Genomic DNA, 15553 nt, shown 5'->3' on the forward strand with positions numbered 1-15553 from the left:
GCACGACTCGCGGCGCCCGAGCTTGCTCATCGCGAAGGAGATCACTCCTCGCGACTGAAAAGCGCCTCGATGAAGTCGTTGGCGACGAACGGACGCAGATCGTCGATCCCCTCGCCCACCCCGATGTAGCGGATCGGGATCTGGAACTTGTCGGCCACCGCGAAGATGACGCCGCCCTTAGCGGTGCCGTCCAGCTTGGTGAGGGTGATGCCGGTCAGGCCCACCGCCTCGCTGAACAGCTTGGCCTGACTCAGGGCGTTCTGGCCGGTGCCTGCATCCAGAGTCAGCATGATCTCGTGGGGCGCCGCATCGTCCAGCTTCTTCATCACCCGCACCACCTTCTTGAGCTCTTCCATCAGGTTGCTCTTGTTCTGCAGGCGGCCGGCGGTGTCGGCGATCAATACGTCGGCGCCGCGGGAGCGGGCAGCCTCGATGGCGTCATAGATGACGGAGGCGGAGTCGGCGCCGGTATGCTGGGCAATGACCGGAATGTTGTTGCGCTGACCCCACACCTGCAGCTGCTCGACGGCGGCGGCACGGAAGGTATCGCCGGCGGCCAGCATCACGCTCTTGCCCTCGGCTTGGAACTGCTTGGCCAGCTTGCCGATGGTAGTGGTCTTGCCGACGCCGTTCACGCCCACCATCAGGATCACGTAAGGCTTCTTGCTGGTGTCGATCACCAGTGGCTGCTCGACCTTGGCCAGCATCTCCCCCATGTCCTGCTTGAGCAGGCCATACAGTGCCTCGGCATCCTTAAGCTGCTTGCGATCCGCGTGCTGCACCAGCCCCTCGATGATGCGGCTGGTGGTATCGACACCGAGATCGGCGGTCAGCAGTTGGGTCTCCAGCTCTTCAAACAGCTCGTCGTCGATCTTCTTGCCACGGAACAGGCCGAAGAAACCGGAGCCGATATTCTCCCTGGTGCGCACCAGACTGCGCTTGAGGCGGGCGAAGAAGCCCTCCCGCTGCGGCTTCTCCTGGGTGTCGTCGTCCACCTTGGCGGCCAGCGGCAGGGCGGCCAATGCGGCGGCCTCAGCCTCCATCTCGGCGACCAGGCGCAGATCTTCCGCTCGCTGGGCCTCTTTGGCGAGACGGGCTTCCTCGGCAGCCTGCGCTTCGGCGGCAATACGCGCCTCTTCCGCGGCGCGGACTTCGGCAGCAATACGGGCTTCTTCTGCGGCTCGGGCTTCGGCAGCAATACGGGCTTCTTCTGCGGCACGGGCCTCGGCAGCAATACGCACCTCTTCCACGGCGCGGGCCTCGGCAGCAATACGGGCCTCGGCAGCACGGGCCTCTTCTGCAGCGCGGGCTTCGGCAGCAATACGGGCCTCTTCTGCGGCACGGGCTTCGGCAGCAAAGCGAGCCTCTTCTGCGGCGCGGGCCTCGGCAGCAACACGAGCTTCTTCTGCGGCGCGGGCCTCGGCGGCCATGCGGGCTTCTTCTGCGGCGCGGGCCTCAGCGGCAATGCGAGTCTCTTCTGCAGAGCGAGCCTCGGCGGCAATACGAACTTCTTGCGCAGCCTTGAGCTCGGCAGCAACACGGGCAGCCTCTTGAGCCTGTGCCTCGGCAGCGGCACGCTCCTCTTCGGCCAGCAGGGCTTCATTGACGATCACCGGCTCCAGATCGGAGGCACACTCCTCCACCACCAGCGGACCATGGTCATCCAGCTCGGCAGGTGGGCAGCAATCATCATGCAAAACGGAATTCTGTGCGCTGGCGGGCACTTCGGCCGCCACGGCTGGCGTAGGATCGGAAACGGGAGCGGGGGCAGCAGCGACCTCAGGCTCAGCGGTAATCGGGGTGGCTTGCGGTGTCTGGACAGCCTCAGCCTCTTCTTTCTTGCGGCCGAAACCCAGCCAGGAAAACAAACCTTTTGCCATCTAAAAATACTCACATCAAAGGCTGACTGCTAAGATAGCCGTCCCTCGGCGGGTCGGCATAAAAATGAACCGCCTTATACTACCACTTTATTTTCTGACGACGAAACGCGATGCCCAGAGTGAAATCCAGCCGTAACGGCCCGAGCAAGAGCCCAGCCCCGCAGGGGAAATCGGGCTTTGTAAGAATCATCAGCGGTCAGTGGCGAGGCCGCAAACTGCCGGTCAGGGATGTGGAAGGACTCAGACCCACCACGGATCGCGTCAAGGAGACCATCTTCAACTGGCTGGCCCCTCATGTCCGTGGCACCCGCTGTCTGGATCTGTTCGCCGGCAGCGGCGGCCTGGGGCTGGAGGCGCTGTCGCGCTATGCCGAGCAGGTCACCCTGATCGAGATGGACAAGGGCGCCGCCGACCAGATCAAGAAGAACCTGACCACCCTCGGCAGCAGCCAGGGCCAGGTGATCCAGTCCGATGCCGTCAGCTGGCTGCAGGGGCCGGCCACGCCGTTCGATCTGGTGTTTCTGGATCCCCCTTTTCGCCGCGAACTGCTGCCTCAGGTGTGCGAGCTGCTGGAGCAACGCGGCTGGCTGGCACCGGATGCCCTCATCTATCTGGAGCGGGAGAAGGAGATGGCCGATCTGCCGCTGCCGGCCAGCTGGCAACTACTCAAGGACAAACAGGCAGGCCAGGTCTGCTATCAGCTCTATCTGCGAGACACCAAGCATGACGCTGCAGTTTAAAGGGGGGAGATGGGCGCGGTGCCCCTCCCCGTCAATTTGGACAACGGCTCAAGGACAAGCGGGTCGATCAAATCAAGTCTGCTATCAACTCTATCTGCGGGAGGTAAACGATGAAGCGGGTGTTTAATCTGTTGGCGATGGGCCTGATCCTGTTCTTCTGGTTCGGCGTGCTGGTCAGCCTGATCGCCCCGCTGCCGGGCAAGCTCAACGGCTTTCTGCCGGTGTGCGGCGTGATCGTGGCCCTGATGCACTGGGTGCAGGCCAGCATGGTCAAGGCAGCCTGCAAGCCCTACTTCGCGATGAGCCGGCTCGAGTTCACCCAGGTGCTGGTATTCGGGGTGTTCGGCATGGTGGAGATCCGCGCCAGGCTGCAGGCCATCGTCGATGCCAAACAGCGCGGCACAGACAACAAAGCCGGGTGATCCCGGCTCTGTCATGGTGGTTCTGGAAGGAGTGCTGGTCACTCCTTCTCTTTTTTCCCCACGCTGATGCCGAGCTTGATGGAGAGCACGGCCAGCAGCAGCAACATCATGATCAGCGAGAAGAAGTTGCTGCCAAGCTCGGGGTACTGCACCTTGACCAGCGCCGAGTGGCCAAACACCCCGATGAAGAAGCAGAGCAGCATGCAAACGGGTGTGTTGCCCTCCAGCGAGACATGACGGTAGTGCTGGTAGAGCTGATAAGCAGCCAGCACCAGGGCGATCATCGGGAAGAAGGAGAAGGGCACTACCGACTCCGACAAGACCGTCAGGGAGGCATCACCACAGATGCCGATGAGCAGGGCCAGCAGCAGGGGTTTCTTCGGGATCGGGTTCTGATCATGCATGGAGCTGTCCATCCTTTGACTTAAGAGAGAGGTTCACGGCGCTTCTGGTTCTGGACCTCGGCACCCATGGCGATCATGCGCAGCTGACGGATGGTGCGATCGGACAGGGCCCGGCACTCCTCGCTGGTCATGTCGAGGGCATCGGCACCGGCGCTGAAGACGATGGTCACCATGGCTTCGGCCTGGATGTAGGCCTCTTCCCGCGGCGCCCCCGTGGTGGCCTCGAGGTAATCGGTCAGCTCGGCGATGAAGTGCTGGATCTCCCGCGCCACCGCCTGCCGGAATGCCGCCGAGGTGCCGGAGCGCTCGCGCAGCAGCAGCCGGAAGATGTTCGGGTTGTTCTCGACGAACTCCATGAAGGTCTGCACCGAGGTACTGATGACGCTGCCCCCCCCGGCGATGCGCTGGCGCGCCTGGCGCATCAGCTGACGCAGGGTCAGGCCGCCTTCATCCACCAGGGTCAGCCCCAGCTCCTCCATGTCGCGAAAGTGACGATAGAAGGAGGTGGGCGCGATGCCGGCCTCCCGCGCCACTTCCCGCAGGCTGAGGTTGGAAAAACTGCGGTTGGCGCACAGTTGGCTGAACGCCGCCTCGATCAGAGTACGCCGGGTTTTTTCTTTTTGTTGCGCGCGAATACCCACGAAAACAGTCACCTTCAGGTTATCGAGGCCAAATGATAACCCGAAGGCTGCGCCAGGATCAGGTTTGTCTCCTACTTTTTTACCATTGACCCGAATTCTGGCTGCATGGAGAATGGCGCACAGCTGTTCGCTGAAAGGAACCGAGTGAGATGGAACGCCCCCCGATCATCATGACCAACACCCTGCTCTTTGCCCTCTCCGGGCTGACTGCACTGATCGCCGTGCCCTGGTACGGCATGACCCATGGCTATGACCTCTGGCAGTGGGGCAGCTTCCTGCTGCTGTTCTGCTATTGCGGCATCTCCATTACCGCCGGCTACCACCGGCTCTGGTCCCACAAGGCCTACAAGGCACACCCGATCCTGCAGTGGATCTTCGCCATCGGCGGTGCCCTCGCCCTGCAAAACTCGGCCCTGCACTGGTCTTCCGACCATCGTCGTCACCATCGCCACGTGGATGACAACCAGCAGGATCCCTACAGCGCGGGACGCGGTTTCTGGTACTCCCACATCGGCTGGATGCTGCGTGAATATCAGGGCGACACCTATCACGACTACAGCAATGTGCGGGATCTGCAGAACAACCCCATCGTCGTTTTCCAGCACAAGCACTATCTGGCGCTGACCCTGGCCACCAACATCGGCATCCCACTGCTGCTGGGGCTCGTCCACGGCGATCTGCTCGGCATGTTGCTGCTGGCCGGGGTACTGCGCATGGTGATGACTCATCACACCACCTTCTTCATCAACTCGCTGGCCCACATCTGGGGCAGCCAGCCCTTCACCGACCGCAACAGCGCACGGGACAACGGCATCCTGGCTTTCTTCACCTTCGGCGAGGGTTACCACAACTTTCATCACCTGTTCGAGAACGACTATCGCAACGGCATCCAATGGTGGCAGTTCGATCCCACCAAATGGCTGATCCGCAGCGCCTCCTGGTGCGGGCTGACCCGGGATCTGCGCGCCTGTCCGGAAGAGCGGATCGAGCAGGCCAGGCTGGAGATGCAGCTGAAACGGGCCCAGGCCAAGTTGCGCAAGCAGGATGACAGGGAGCTGTGGCAGGCCCTGCTGCAGGAGGAGTACGACAAGCTGAACCAGCAGTTGCAGCACTACTACGCCAGCCGCAAACGCCTGCTGGAGCAGCGCAAGCGCAAGGCACTGGCCCGCTACGACCAACTGAAGCTGCAACTGGAGTATCGCAATCTGCACGATGCCTTCATCGCCGCCAAACGCAACTGGAGCCGACTGCTGGCCGGCATCGCCTGACCCTGGAACGTCGGGCTTAACAAAGAAAAAGACCGCCAATCGGCGGTCTTTTTCTGGGCGCTACTCAGACAGCGAGCCATAAAAAATGGCTATGTCCCAATTACGTGTTGCATGGGGCGCCCCAGCGCCTCATGCAAGCAACGTGAGATATTCACTTCCCGCCCATAGCGCTCCAACATCCTTCGCCAACCCAGATAATTCCTCAGATAGTGGGTCGCTACCCCATGGAACCGCTCCATCCACTCCTTCAATCGCCTGTGGTACCCGTTCACATGTTGGATGTGATATGCACCCACCACCCGCTCGATTGCGCACCACTTGGTGTGTTATCCCCAGTCCCTCGCTGAAACTCGCATACACCCCGGCACCATCGCTGCACAGGACGGCATCCGGGGTTATAAGCGGCTCAAGCACCGCCTTCACTGCCCTGGCATTCAGCTGTTCCAACTGAAAATCGGCCAGATGGCCTGCTCGGTCTTGCACCACCATCACCGGGATGTAATCCGGCCCTGTGCCTCGGGTACGGCCTTTGCCGCCACGATGGCGGGCCGGGCGGGGCGGGGTAATCCGCGCTGTCCTTTGAATGACTCCAGGAAGAAGGTCTCATCGACCTCGACGATGCCCTCCTCCCTTACTGCTTGGTGGCTAGCCATGGCCTTCAGGAAACGGTGACGCCACAAAAAGGCGGTGTTTTTGCAGACCCCGCAGCGGAGGGCGGCTTGTCGGACGGCCAGACCGTCGATGAGGGCCTGTGCATAATCTTCCCAGCACGCGGCCTTGCGCAATCTGGCCAAGGGGGTGTTGGTGAGAACGGAACTGGTGCGCAAACACTGCTTGCAGCGATAACGGCGCAGCCCTCGAGACCAGCCCCAGGGAGCCAGTTGTGTGGCCTCGGCCTGGCAGTGAGGGCAGCATTGGCATGCGGGAAGTTGAGTGGCCAACGAGGTGATGGGGTGAGGGGTGGTGAGTTCATGTTGAGCGAGACGACGCTGACGCAAAGTGAGCAATGGGAAGAGGGACAGTAGCTGTTGAAAGGCTTGGGTATCCATGGTGGAGGCCCCCAAGGTGATGACCTACTTCAAGGTTAGCCTTTCAACACATAACTGGGACTTAGCCTAAAAAATGGGGTGACACTCGCATGTCACCCCCTCGCAAATAGCATGTTCCATATTGGAATCCGGTCCTGCCGGGCTCTGCTCCTGTTTCCTGAGTTTCCGCTACCCATCTGAAGCAGGTGCCTGCTGGAGCAATCCAGTCGGCCAGTTCCCTTCACGACCCTCTTCCGCACGGCGGCAAGCCACCGTGTTGTCCTTGCAGTTGAAATATTACGCAGATAAATAAAATAAAAAACCGTTTTATGCGCCCATGTATGCAAGCCGCAACCCTTCATGGAACTTTCGCCAAAAAACAATCTGATTAAAAACAATACGATAAACCAGTTCATCGTCATAGGATGGCAAACGTTATCCTCGAAGGCGCACAAGGCTTTGCGAGATCTCGCACACGCTCGGCCCGCTCATAGCCAGCGCTGCAGCGGCAACCAGTCACTGACCCTGGCCAGCAGGCGGCGCAGGGTGGAGGGCGGGGCCGCCACCGAGTGGGAGGAGCGTTGCTGCCAGGTCGCCAGCCACTGCTGCAACTCGGCACACAATGCGGGACAAGCCAGATGCAGCACCAGCTCGGTGTTGAGCAGCAGAGAGCGTGGATCCAGATTGAAGCTGCCGAGCAGCGCCTCCTCCTCCCCCACCAGGATCAACTTGGCGTGCAGACTGAGCGACTCCCCCTCCAGCTCCGACAGCGCGATACCCTGCCGTATCAGCCAGGGGCGGTGACGGCGATAGGCGCCGTACACCAGCGGCACATCCGTGCTGGCCAGGGAGTTGGTCAGGATGTCAATGTTCACCCCCGCCTGCCGCTGCTGCCTGAGCCGGCGGCGCAGCCCCCGGGTCAGGATGAGATAAGGGGTGACCAGACTCAGCGTGCCTTGATTGTCGGCCAGCTTGCGCCAAAGCAGGCGTGCGGTGGTGGGTCGAGATACCAGCCCCTTGCCCGGTCGATCAAACCACACTTCTGCCTGTCCGGCATGCCAGCGCAGGGGGACGGGTTCGGGGTCGAACAGGCTGGCAGGCAGGTCATAGACGGCCGCCACCTGCGGCTCGTTAATGGTCAGCAGAAAGTCGTTCACCACCTGCACCTCGGCCCGTTGCAACGGGCGCCGCAGCAGACGGCGGATCGGGTGGCTCCAGCGGCTGCGCCAGAATTGATCGAACCCCTGCTCGGCCCGCTGGCAAAGCTGGCCGCGGCAGGCGAGATCCAGATCGACGAACTGGGGCGCCCCACCGAGCCCGAAGTAACGGTCCCCGATGTTGCGACCGCCGATCACCGCCTGACTGCCGTCCACCAGCAGCAGCTTGTTGTGCATGCGGTGATTGATGCGGCGAAAGCTGAGCAGCCCTTCCAGCAGCAGGGTCAGCGGTCGCCAGCCGCGCAGCCAGAAGGGATTGAACAGGCGCACCTCGATGCCCGGCTGATGGGCCACCATCTCCAGAAAGCGGTTGTCGCCGGCATAGAGGTCATCGATGAGCAGTTGTACCCGCACCCCGCGCCGGGCGGCATGCAGCAACTCGGACAACAGCAGCTTGCCGCTGCTGTCCTCCTCCCAGCTGTAGTACTGGGCCTGGATCCGGCTTCTGGCGCCGCGGATCAGCTGACAGCGCAGCTTGAGCGCCAGCTCGGGCTGGTCTATCAGAGCGAATTCAGCGGGGATCATGGCGTCATCCGCCTGTCATGAGGAAATGGCATAACGCTGGCTAAGGGCCTCGTAGCAACAGGATGAAGGAATTTACCATGGAACTCACGGATCGCCCCGCCATCAGTCACAGACCGCAGGTCAGTGAGCCGAATCCCTCGCCGAGCGGCCAGCTGGCCCCCTGGTATCTGCAACATAGGGATCAGGCCTGGCAGCCCTTCGCCCCGCCCGCCCAACCACACTAGCAGGACGTCAGGGCTGGGCCACCGCCTCGATGGCGGCCGCCTTGCCCTCCAGCTGGGGCAGGCTGAAACGGTAGGCCACATAGTACTTGTAGATGGTGCTGACATAGTTGATGGGCCCCTGGCCCACCTCATTGGCCACCAGCTGCTCCACGTTGCCGAACCAGACGTTGGGATCCAGCCCGGCGGCCTCGGCCTTGGCCCTGAGCGCCTGTACCCGGTTCGGGCCGGCATTGTAGGCCGCCAGCGCAAACAGGTGGCGGTTGAGCACATCCAGCTTGGGATCATTGAAATAGGTGTCGAGGATCAGCCGCATATAGCGGCAAGCCGCCTCCACATTGCCCTCCAGACTGGCAAGCCGGGCGCCGCGAATGCCCACCTCGCCACCGGTACTCGGCAACAGCTGCATGATCCCCACCGCCCCCCGTTCGGAACGGATGTTGGCATTGAGCCCCGACTCCTTGTAAGCCAGCGCCGCCAGCATCAGCCAGTCCAGCCGGTACTTGTCGGCCTGCTGCTCCAGCACCTTGCGGATGGTCGACAGCCTGCCCAGCGGATCCGGCGCCAGTATGTTGCTCATCTGGTCGTTGCGCGCCAGCAGACGGCGCAAAGCCATGTCGCTGTAAAGGGTGCGCTTGCCGGCATCGGCCAGATAGTCGTTGACCGCCTTGAGCAGTTCGGGACTGTTGTTGCGCAGGGCCCAGGCGCTGCGGCCGTTGTCTCGCAGCGGGATCAGCTTGTGGGCCCGCAGCCCGCTGATCATGCCGAGCCAGATCCGCCCCTTGAAGCTGTCGGTCACGGTGAGCGGTATGATGCCGGCCGCCACCATCTCCAGCAGATCCCCGTCCTGCAGATATTCAGGCACCGTCTCGATATAGATGGGCGGCAGCCCCAACTCGCGAAACAGCCAGTTGAGCTGGCGCAGGCTCTCGTAATAGCTGGAGCTGGCCCGCACCCAGACCCGCCGACCGGAGAGCTGGGTGATGCGGTTGAAGGTCGGCAGGCTGTGCTGGCTCACCACCCACTCTTCGATGGGGGCGATCACCGGGTTGGAGAAGGTCACCTGTTCGCGCCGGGTCGGCGTCACCGTCATGTTGGCGGCCACCAGATCCCCTCGCCCCTCGGTGAGGTAGTCCAGCAGCTTGTCCTGGCGCACCGGGATGTAGATGATCTTGAGTTTGATCTTCTCTTTGGCCAGGTAGGTCTGATTCAGCCAGCGCTCGAACCCCTGCAGCTGGTTGACCAGGATGCCGTGCTGGGCTCCCTTGTCGAAGAAGAAGAAACCCCGCTCATAGACCACCAGGGCCCTGAGTTCTTTCTTTTGCAATATGCTGGCGAGATCCCCGGGCTGGGGTAGCCGTTGCGGCTTGAGATCCGCTGCCAGCAGCGGCAGCGCACACAGAGCGAGCAGACCCCAAAGCCAGCGCCGTCTCATGATGCAAGCGCCTGCGGTTGCTTCGAAGCGAGCGGGTGCTCGTCAAACGGATGGCGAACAAAGGTGGGGAAAATGGCGAAGAGCCAGCGCTGAACCATGATGAGATCGCCTTCTGTTGGCCGACTCGCGTCGGGCAAAACCGTCTGTGGGATAACTAACTATAGAACGCGGACCCACAGCAGAAGGGTCAACACGGCAGGCAAGCCTGCCGTGTCATCAGCAGGCTCAGATAGAGCGGGCACGCATCTCGAAAATGAGTTTTTCGGCGGTGCAGGTGAATTGCAGGCGGGCTTTCAGGATCACGCCGTTGGCGCCCTGACTGAGTTCGCTGCTGCTTGTAGCTTCGGCAGTGACCTGCTTGGCCAGCGCCTCGTAGGCGGCCAGCTTGGCGCGCGCATCGGCTTCTGCAGCGGCCTCGATCACCAGCTCCATCACATCGTCACCTTCGCCGATGATGGTACCAATTTCGGCGAAACAGCCGCAGCTGTCACAGGTCTCGTTCAATTCCACTTTCTCTTCTACGGACATCATTCAACTCCCACTTATTTCGGCTGTGATTCATCGTCACGCAAGGCTTTGCGAAAATCCCTGATGGCGGTGCCCAGATCTTCCCCGGCGCCAGCCAGGCGTTTGCTGCCAAACACCACGACCACGACGACGAGCAGGATCAACAAATGCCAGATATGAATTCCACCGAGTCCCATAGGGATACTCCTGACTGATAGATACCGATTGTTTGTATCAAAAGAAGGCGCAAAGATTGTTGGGCAAAATCAAGACAGGTGCAAGTTTGCAAATAAATCACTCAAAAAATACGGCGACCCAGGGTCGCCGTATTGCTTGATGCTACTTGTCCCCTCAACCACTACATCCTGTACCAGCCGCCATCGAAGGCGAGAGACGTTTCGAGCATAAATTCGCCTAGATATGAAAACAAATGGTATAAATTCATCTAAGAATTGAAGAGGATTCATATCATGTTGCTGGAACAGTTGGGGCGCATCGACCTCAATCTATTGATTATCCTGCAAGTATTACTGGAAGAGCGGAACGGCAGCCGGGCGGCCCGTCGGCTGCACCTGAGCCAGTCTGCCGTCAGCAAGGCGCTCGGCCGGCTGCGGGAAACCTTCGACGACCCCCTGTTCGTGCGCTCGGCCTACGGGCTGGAACCCACCGCTCGCGCCCTCAGCCTGCAGCAGCAACTGCAGCCCATCCTGCTGTCGCTCGACAACCTGATCCAGCCACCGGATTTTGACCCGACCACCACCGAGCGAGAGTTCGTCATCGCCAGCATGGACAGCGCCTTCACCCTGTTCGCCCCGCTCTACCTGAGCGAGCTGAAACGGCAGGCCCCCGGCATCCGGCTGCGCTACGAGGAGTGGACCGAGAACAGCCTGACCGAGATGAGCCAGGGTCAGGTGGACATCGCCTTCACGGTGCGGGAGAACTGCATCAACTCGGACTTTCGGCTCGACACCCTGCCCAACGCCATCTGCCAGCGGCTGCTCGCCATCGACGATCTGACCTGCCTGGTGCAGCACGACCACCCCGCCCTGCACGAACCCGAGTGGGATCTCACCCGCTACCTGGCCTATCCCCACGTGCAGACCTATTGCGAGGGGCGCGATCGCTGGATGCTGGATCACAAGCTGGCGGAGCAGGATCTCTATCGCCGCATCGAGGCGACCGTGCCCTCCTTCGAGGCGGCGCTGCGGATGGGCATGCACTCGGACATGATAGTGACCCTCTCCCGGCTCTACGCCCGCCACGCCACCCAGGTCTATCCGCTGGTGCCGCTGCCGCTGCCCATCGCCCTCGACAGCATCTCCCACCTGCTGATCTGGCATCAGCGCCATGAGGAGGATCCGGGCCACCGCTGGCTGCGGGAAACCCTGCTGACCCTCATCATGGGCAAGCTGGAGCCCACTGCTGCCGAACCGTCCTGATATCAGTACCGGGCCGAAAGACCCTGACGGTCACAACGCCGGATCACAGGCAAAAAAACGGGGCTCGTCGAGCCCCGTGTCTTTTCTGTTGGCCGGTCAGTTCTGACCGGTTACCGCCAGGTAGTGGTGCACCCCGTCGAGCAGCATCTGCACCGAGATCATCACCAGCAGCATGCCCATCAGACGCTCCACCGCGGTGAGTCCTCGCTCACCCAGCAGCTTGTTGAATACCTCGTAGAACATCAGGATCACCGCGCTGGCGCCCCAGGCCATCAACAGCGCCAGCGACCAGTCCGCCATCCGGGTCGGCTCCTGGTTGGCCAGCAGCAGCAAGGACGCTAGGATCGAGGGGCCGGCAATCATGGGGATGGCCATGGGCACCAGGAAGGGCTCCTCACCCGCGGCCAGCCCGGTCACTCCGCCCTCACTCGGGAAGATCATCTTGATGGCGATGAGGAACAGGATGATGCCGCCGGCGATGCTGACCGCCTCCTGCCGCAGGTTGAGGAAATTGAGGATCTGCTGGCCGACGAACAGGAAGGCCATCATGATCACCAGTGAAAACAGCAGCTCCCGCATCATCACCTTGCGGCGCCGCTTGGGATCGATATGACGCAGGATCGACAGGAAGACCGGCAGGTTGCCCAGCGGATCCATGATCAGAAACAACATGACGGCAGCGGAGAAAGTGTCCATACAACGCCCAGGCTAAGCCTTCAACAAAAGGAGGGGAAAGAGGGCGAAATATAACAAAGGCGGCGGGATTCGGCGAGCACGGCGGGCGCTCGCCGGCGGGGATCAACCGTGGTTGCAGATCTTGTCGACATGAGTCTGGAAACCCTGCTCCGATTCGATGAACTTGCCGCGCTTGGCCAGGAAGTCGATCAGAGCCTCGGCATCCATCTCGCTGGCGCTGCAGGTGTGGAAACGGGCCTCGGCGCCGAAGCGCTCGTCGATGGCCTGCTTGAGGCTGGCCCGGGTAAACTGGCCGCCATGCGCCAGCATCATCTCCATCACTTCGTGACCGTGTACCGATTGAGTCATTGCAAACCTCTTGAATAGACATATTTGATGCCTATTAAATCCTGCCCCACTGCCGACGACCTTGATATAGGCCAACAAATTGCCGATTTCCCTGCGTCCGTACTGGTGATGGCCGCGGCTTTGTCGATAATGTGGCAACCTGAGCAGGGGATGGCTACACTAACGCCCCTTTTTGCCACCGCAGACCGAATATAAGGACATTGGCGTCATGCTGTTCCATGGACTGGCTTTCAAGCCCTGGCGGATCTGGACCCGCCGCCCGCTCTGGTTGAAAACCCTGCTCGGCATGCTGACGGGGATCGGGCTCGGCGCCGGTTTCAGCGAGCAGGCGTTGCTGCTCAAGCCCATCGGCGTGCTGTTCGTCAACACCATCCAGATGCTGATGGTGCCCCTCATCTTCTGTTCGGTCATCGCCGGCCTCACCTCGCTGCTCAAGGGCAAGACCCTCGATCGGATCGCCGGCAAGGCTATCGGCCTCTACCTCTGCTCCACCGCCGTCGCCATCTGCATCGGCCTGATGATGGGCTGGCTGCTGGAGCCCGGCATGGGCGCCAACATGGGGCCCTATGAGCGGGTCGGCATGGCGGAGTCCCCCACCCTGGCCAGCGTGCTGAGCCACCTGGTGCCGCGCAACCCGGTGCAGGCCATGGTGGACGGCAAGATCCTGCAGGTGATCGTGTTCGCGGTGGCCCTCGCCCTCGCCCTCAACGCCACCGGTCGGCGCGGCCGCCCCGCCATCCTGTTCTTCACCTCGCTGGCGGAGGGGATGTTCAAGCTGACCCAGATGGTGATGGCGCTGGCCCCTTACGGCGTCTGCGCCCTGATGGCCTGGATGACCGGCAAGTACGGCATGAGCCTGCTGCTGCCGCTGCTCAAGGTGATCGGCGCCGTCTACCTCGGCTGCCTGCTGCACGTGCTCGGCGTCTACAGCAGCCTGCTGCTCCTGCTGGCCCGCCTCAATCCGCTGCACTACTTCAAGAGCATCGTCGATGCCCAGGCGGTGGCCTTCACCAGCAGCTCCAGCAACAGCACCCTGCCCATCAGCCTGGCCTGCGCCGAGCGCCGGCTCGGGGTCTCTCCCGCCATCACCGCCAAGGTGCTGCCCATCGGCGCCACCATCAACATGGACGGCACCGCGCTCTATCAGGGGGTGACCGCCCTGTTCGTGGCCCAGGCCTTCGGGGTGGATCTGCACATGGTGGATTACCTGACCATCATCAGCATCGCCACCCTGGCCAGCATCGGCACGGCGGGTACGCCGGGCACCGGCCTGATGCTGTTGACGCTGACGCTGACCGCGGTGGGACTGCCGCTGGAAGGGGTGGCACTGATCGCCGGGATCGACCGGATCCTCGACATGGCGCGCACCACGGTCAACGTCTCCGGCGATATTCTGGTATCCGTGTTGATTGCCCGCAGCGAGCGGGAGCTGGATCTGGCGACCTATCACGACGCCAGCGCGGGCGAGGACATCGACTTCACCCTGCGCTGAGGCAGGGCGAGCGATTAATTTTCGTGGGGATCGTGGTGGCAGCGCCAGCAGACATCGAAGTTGGCGCCGTTCTCCTCCCCGCATTGACCACACAGCCAGCCGTTGCCCTGGCGCTGCTGATAGCGCTCGATGACCCGCCCTGCCTTGCTGCGATCCTGTTCGCGCACCATCAGGGTCACCTGCAGCAGGTCCACCGGCAGTTCGCCCAGGGCGCCCGACAGCGCCTCGCCATTGAGCCGCACCGGCACCCCCTCCACTTCCAGCGCCCCTTTCAGGGCATGGGCCTCCAGCGAATGGGAAGCCCGATACAGATTGATCCAGTGATCCATGTCTTCCCCCTCAGATTCACTCACGATGCCGTGACCACGGCACCGCCTCTGACCGGCTACAGCAGAGTATCGATGCCGTAGTCGGCCCCCTTGGCCACGATGAAGTCGATGAACACCCGCAATTTTCGCGGCATCAGCCGCCGCTCCGGAAACAGCAGGTAAATCGGCACCCTGGGCTGCTGCCACTCGGGCAGCACGGACACCAGGGTCCCGCTCGCCAGCTCCTCGTGGCAGAGCATGGCGGGCAGGGAGGCGAGCCCCAGCCCGGCCTTCGCCGCCTCTCTGGCACAGGTTATATTATTAACCCGAAAGCGGGAGGGAGGGTCAACCAGCACCTCCCTGTCATCCCGCTCGAAGCACCAGTGCGACGCCAGAAAGCCGCTGGTCACCGCCACCCGCTCATGATGCACCAGATCCTCGGGATGGGTGATGGCGGGGCTGCGCGCCAGGTATGCCGGGCTGGCACAGATCAGGCGGGCGTTGCTCCACAGCCGCCGCGCCGCCAGGTTCGAGTCGCTCATGTCGCCGATCCGCACGATCGCATCCAGCCCCTCGTTGATGGGATCCACGATGCGATTGGTCAGCTCCAGCTCCACCTGCAGGCCGGGATAGGCCTGCAGAAACTCCGCCACCAGCCTGCCCACCACCAGCTGCCCCGCTTCGATGGGCACCGCCAGCTTGAGGGTGCCGGTCACCTCCTGCTGGCTGGCGCTCACCATCAGCTCGGCCTGGGCCAGCTCGTCCACCGCCTTGCTGCAGCGCAGATAGTACTGCTCGCCGGCCTCGGTCAGGGTGAGCTGGCGGGTCGAACGGTAGAGCAGCCGCACGCCGAGGCGCTGCTCCAGCTCGGCGATGCGCCGGCTCACCGTCGCCTTGGTCATGCCCAGTTCCTGGGCGGCCGCCGTGAAGGAACCCTTGTCGACGATCCGCACTAGAATCAATGCAGCGTTCAGATCCATTG

At 62.1% G+C, this 15553-nt stretch carries 17 protein-coding genes and 1 pseudogene; 6 read left to right on the forward strand and 12 right to left on the reverse strand.

Annotation, left to right across the window (positions count from 1 at the left end; genetic code table 11):
* Positions 1–41: 41 nt before the first annotated feature.
* Positions 42–1880 carry a signal recognition particle-docking protein FtsY gene (gene ftsY / locus PG899_RS12380; RefSeq protein ID WP_270697409.1) on the reverse strand — a complete coding sequence of 613 codons (1839 nt, stop codon included), beginning with the start codon at positions 1878–1880 and terminating at the stop codon, positions 42–44.
* A 110-nt stretch (positions 1881–1990) separates the two neighbouring features.
* On the opposite strand from ftsY, the gene rsmD reads away from it, so the two are divergent.
* Both rsmD and PG899_RS12390 read left to right on the forward strand, forming a co-directional pair.
* Positions 1991–2620 (forward strand): 16S rRNA (guanine(966)-N(2))-methyltransferase RsmD, encoded by a 630-nt coding sequence (gene rsmD, locus PG899_RS12385; protein WP_011704347.1) that lies wholly within the window; start codon positions 1991–1993, stop codon positions 2618–2620.
* A gap of 110 nt (positions 2621–2730) precedes the next feature.
* Positions 2731–3042: a DUF1145 domain-containing protein gene (locus tag PG899_RS12390; protein ID WP_270697410.1), complete on the forward strand. Its 312-nt coding sequence runs from the start codon at positions 2731–2733 to the stop codon at positions 3040–3042.
* 38 nt (positions 3043–3080) lie between these two features.
* Here the strand turns inward: PG899_RS12390 and PG899_RS12395 are convergent, their stop codons facing one another.
* Complete coding sequence (locus PG899_RS12395; protein ID WP_113995426.1) at positions 3081–3446, reverse strand: YijD family membrane protein; 366 nt, start codon at positions 3444–3446, stop codon at positions 3081–3083.
* 20 nt (positions 3447–3466) lie between these two features.
* Positions 3467–4087 carry an HTH-type transcriptional repressor FabR gene (gene fabR, locus PG899_RS12400; protein ID WP_005308043.1) on the reverse strand — a complete coding sequence of 207 codons (621 nt, stop codon included), beginning with the start codon at positions 4085–4087 and terminating at the stop codon, positions 3467–3469.
* A gap of 149 nt (positions 4088–4236) precedes the next feature.
* Between fabR and PG899_RS12405 the strand changes: the two genes are divergently transcribed.
* Positions 4237–5355, forward strand: coding sequence for a fatty acid desaturase (locus PG899_RS12405; protein ID WP_270697411.1), 1119 nt, complete (start codon positions 4237–4239; stop codon positions 5353–5355).
* Positions 5356–5444: 89 nt separating this feature from the next.
* Here PG899_RS12405 and PG899_RS12410 read toward each other — a convergent pair.
* Both PG899_RS12410 and PG899_RS12415 read right to left on the reverse strand, forming a co-directional pair.
* Positions 5445–6404: pseudogene (locus PG899_RS12410) on the reverse strand (IS1595 family transposase).
* 467 nt (positions 6405–6871) lie between these two features.
* Positions 6872–8125 carry a phospholipase D family protein gene (locus PG899_RS12415; protein ID WP_270697412.1) on the reverse strand — a complete coding sequence of 418 codons (1254 nt, stop codon included), beginning with the start codon at positions 8123–8125 and terminating at the stop codon, positions 6872–6874.
* A gap of 77 nt (positions 8126–8202) precedes the next feature.
* On the opposite strand from PG899_RS12415, the gene PG899_RS12420 reads away from it, so the two are divergent.
* Entirely contained in the window at positions 8203–8349 is a 147-nt protein-coding gene (locus PG899_RS12420) for a hypothetical protein (RefSeq protein ID WP_179101360.1), read from the forward strand.
* 7 nt (positions 8350–8356) lie between these two features.
* On the opposite strand, the gene PG899_RS12425 is transcribed toward PG899_RS12420, so the two are convergent.
* From PG899_RS12425 to tatA, 3 genes are all read right to left on the reverse strand, one after another.
* Entirely contained in the window at positions 8357–9781 is a 1425-nt protein-coding gene (locus tag PG899_RS12425; RefSeq protein WP_045528755.1) for a lytic transglycosylase F, read from the reverse strand.
* A 225-nt stretch (positions 9782–10006) separates the two neighbouring features.
* Entirely contained in the window at positions 10007–10309 is a 303-nt protein-coding gene (locus PG899_RS12430) for a DUF406 family protein (RefSeq protein ID WP_011704341.1), read from the reverse strand.
* A 14-nt stretch (positions 10310–10323) separates the two neighbouring features.
* A complete protein-coding gene (gene tatA / locus PG899_RS12435) occupies positions 10324–10485 on the reverse strand; it encodes a twin-arginine translocase TatA/TatE family subunit (protein ID WP_005308036.1) in 162 nt (53 codons plus the stop codon).
* Positions 10486–10758: 273 nt separating this feature from the next.
* Here tatA and PG899_RS12440 point away from each other — a divergent pair, with 273 nt between their 5' ends.
* On the forward strand, positions 10759–11727 hold the full coding sequence (locus tag PG899_RS12440) for a LysR substrate-binding domain-containing protein (protein ID WP_011704340.1): 969 nt from the start codon (positions 10759–10761) through the stop codon (positions 11725–11727).
* Between the two features lie 96 nt (positions 11728–11823).
* On the opposite strand, the gene PG899_RS12445 is transcribed toward PG899_RS12440, so the two are convergent.
* Together PG899_RS12445 and PG899_RS12450 are read right to left on the reverse strand one after the other, a co-directional pair.
* Positions 11824–12423: a YhgN family NAAT transporter gene (locus PG899_RS12445; protein ID WP_010635400.1), complete on the reverse strand. Its 600-nt coding sequence runs from the start codon at positions 12421–12423 to the stop codon at positions 11824–11826.
* Positions 12424–12525: 102 nt separating this feature from the next.
* Complete coding sequence (locus tag PG899_RS12450) at positions 12526–12771, reverse strand: YecH family metal-binding protein (RefSeq protein ID WP_143238964.1); 246 nt, start codon at positions 12769–12771, stop codon at positions 12526–12528.
* A 208-nt stretch (positions 12772–12979) separates the two neighbouring features.
* Between PG899_RS12450 and PG899_RS12455 the strand changes: the two genes are divergently transcribed.
* Positions 12980–14263 (forward strand): dicarboxylate/amino acid:cation symporter, encoded by a 1284-nt coding sequence (locus PG899_RS12455; protein WP_179101361.1) that lies wholly within the window; start codon positions 12980–12982, stop codon positions 14261–14263.
* A gap of 14 nt (positions 14264–14277) precedes the next feature.
* Here PG899_RS12455 and PG899_RS12460 read toward each other — a convergent pair whose 3' ends face one another.
* Together PG899_RS12460 and PG899_RS12465 are read right to left on the reverse strand one after the other, a co-directional pair.
* Positions 14278–14592, reverse strand: a complete 315-nt coding sequence (locus PG899_RS12460; protein ID WP_011704337.1) for a putative signal transducing protein — start codon at positions 14590–14592, stop codon at positions 14278–14280.
* Positions 14593–14648: 56 nt separating this feature from the next.
* Positions 14649–15551: a LysR family transcriptional regulator gene (locus PG899_RS12465; protein WP_024946229.1), complete on the reverse strand. Its 903-nt coding sequence runs from the start codon at positions 15549–15551 to the stop codon at positions 14649–14651.
* Positions 15552–15553 lie beyond the last annotated feature (2 nt).

The organism is Aeromonas sp. QDB39, assembly GCF_027707585.1.
GTDB lineage: Bacteria > Pseudomonadota > Gammaproteobacteria > Enterobacterales > Aeromonadaceae > Aeromonas > Aeromonas hydrophila.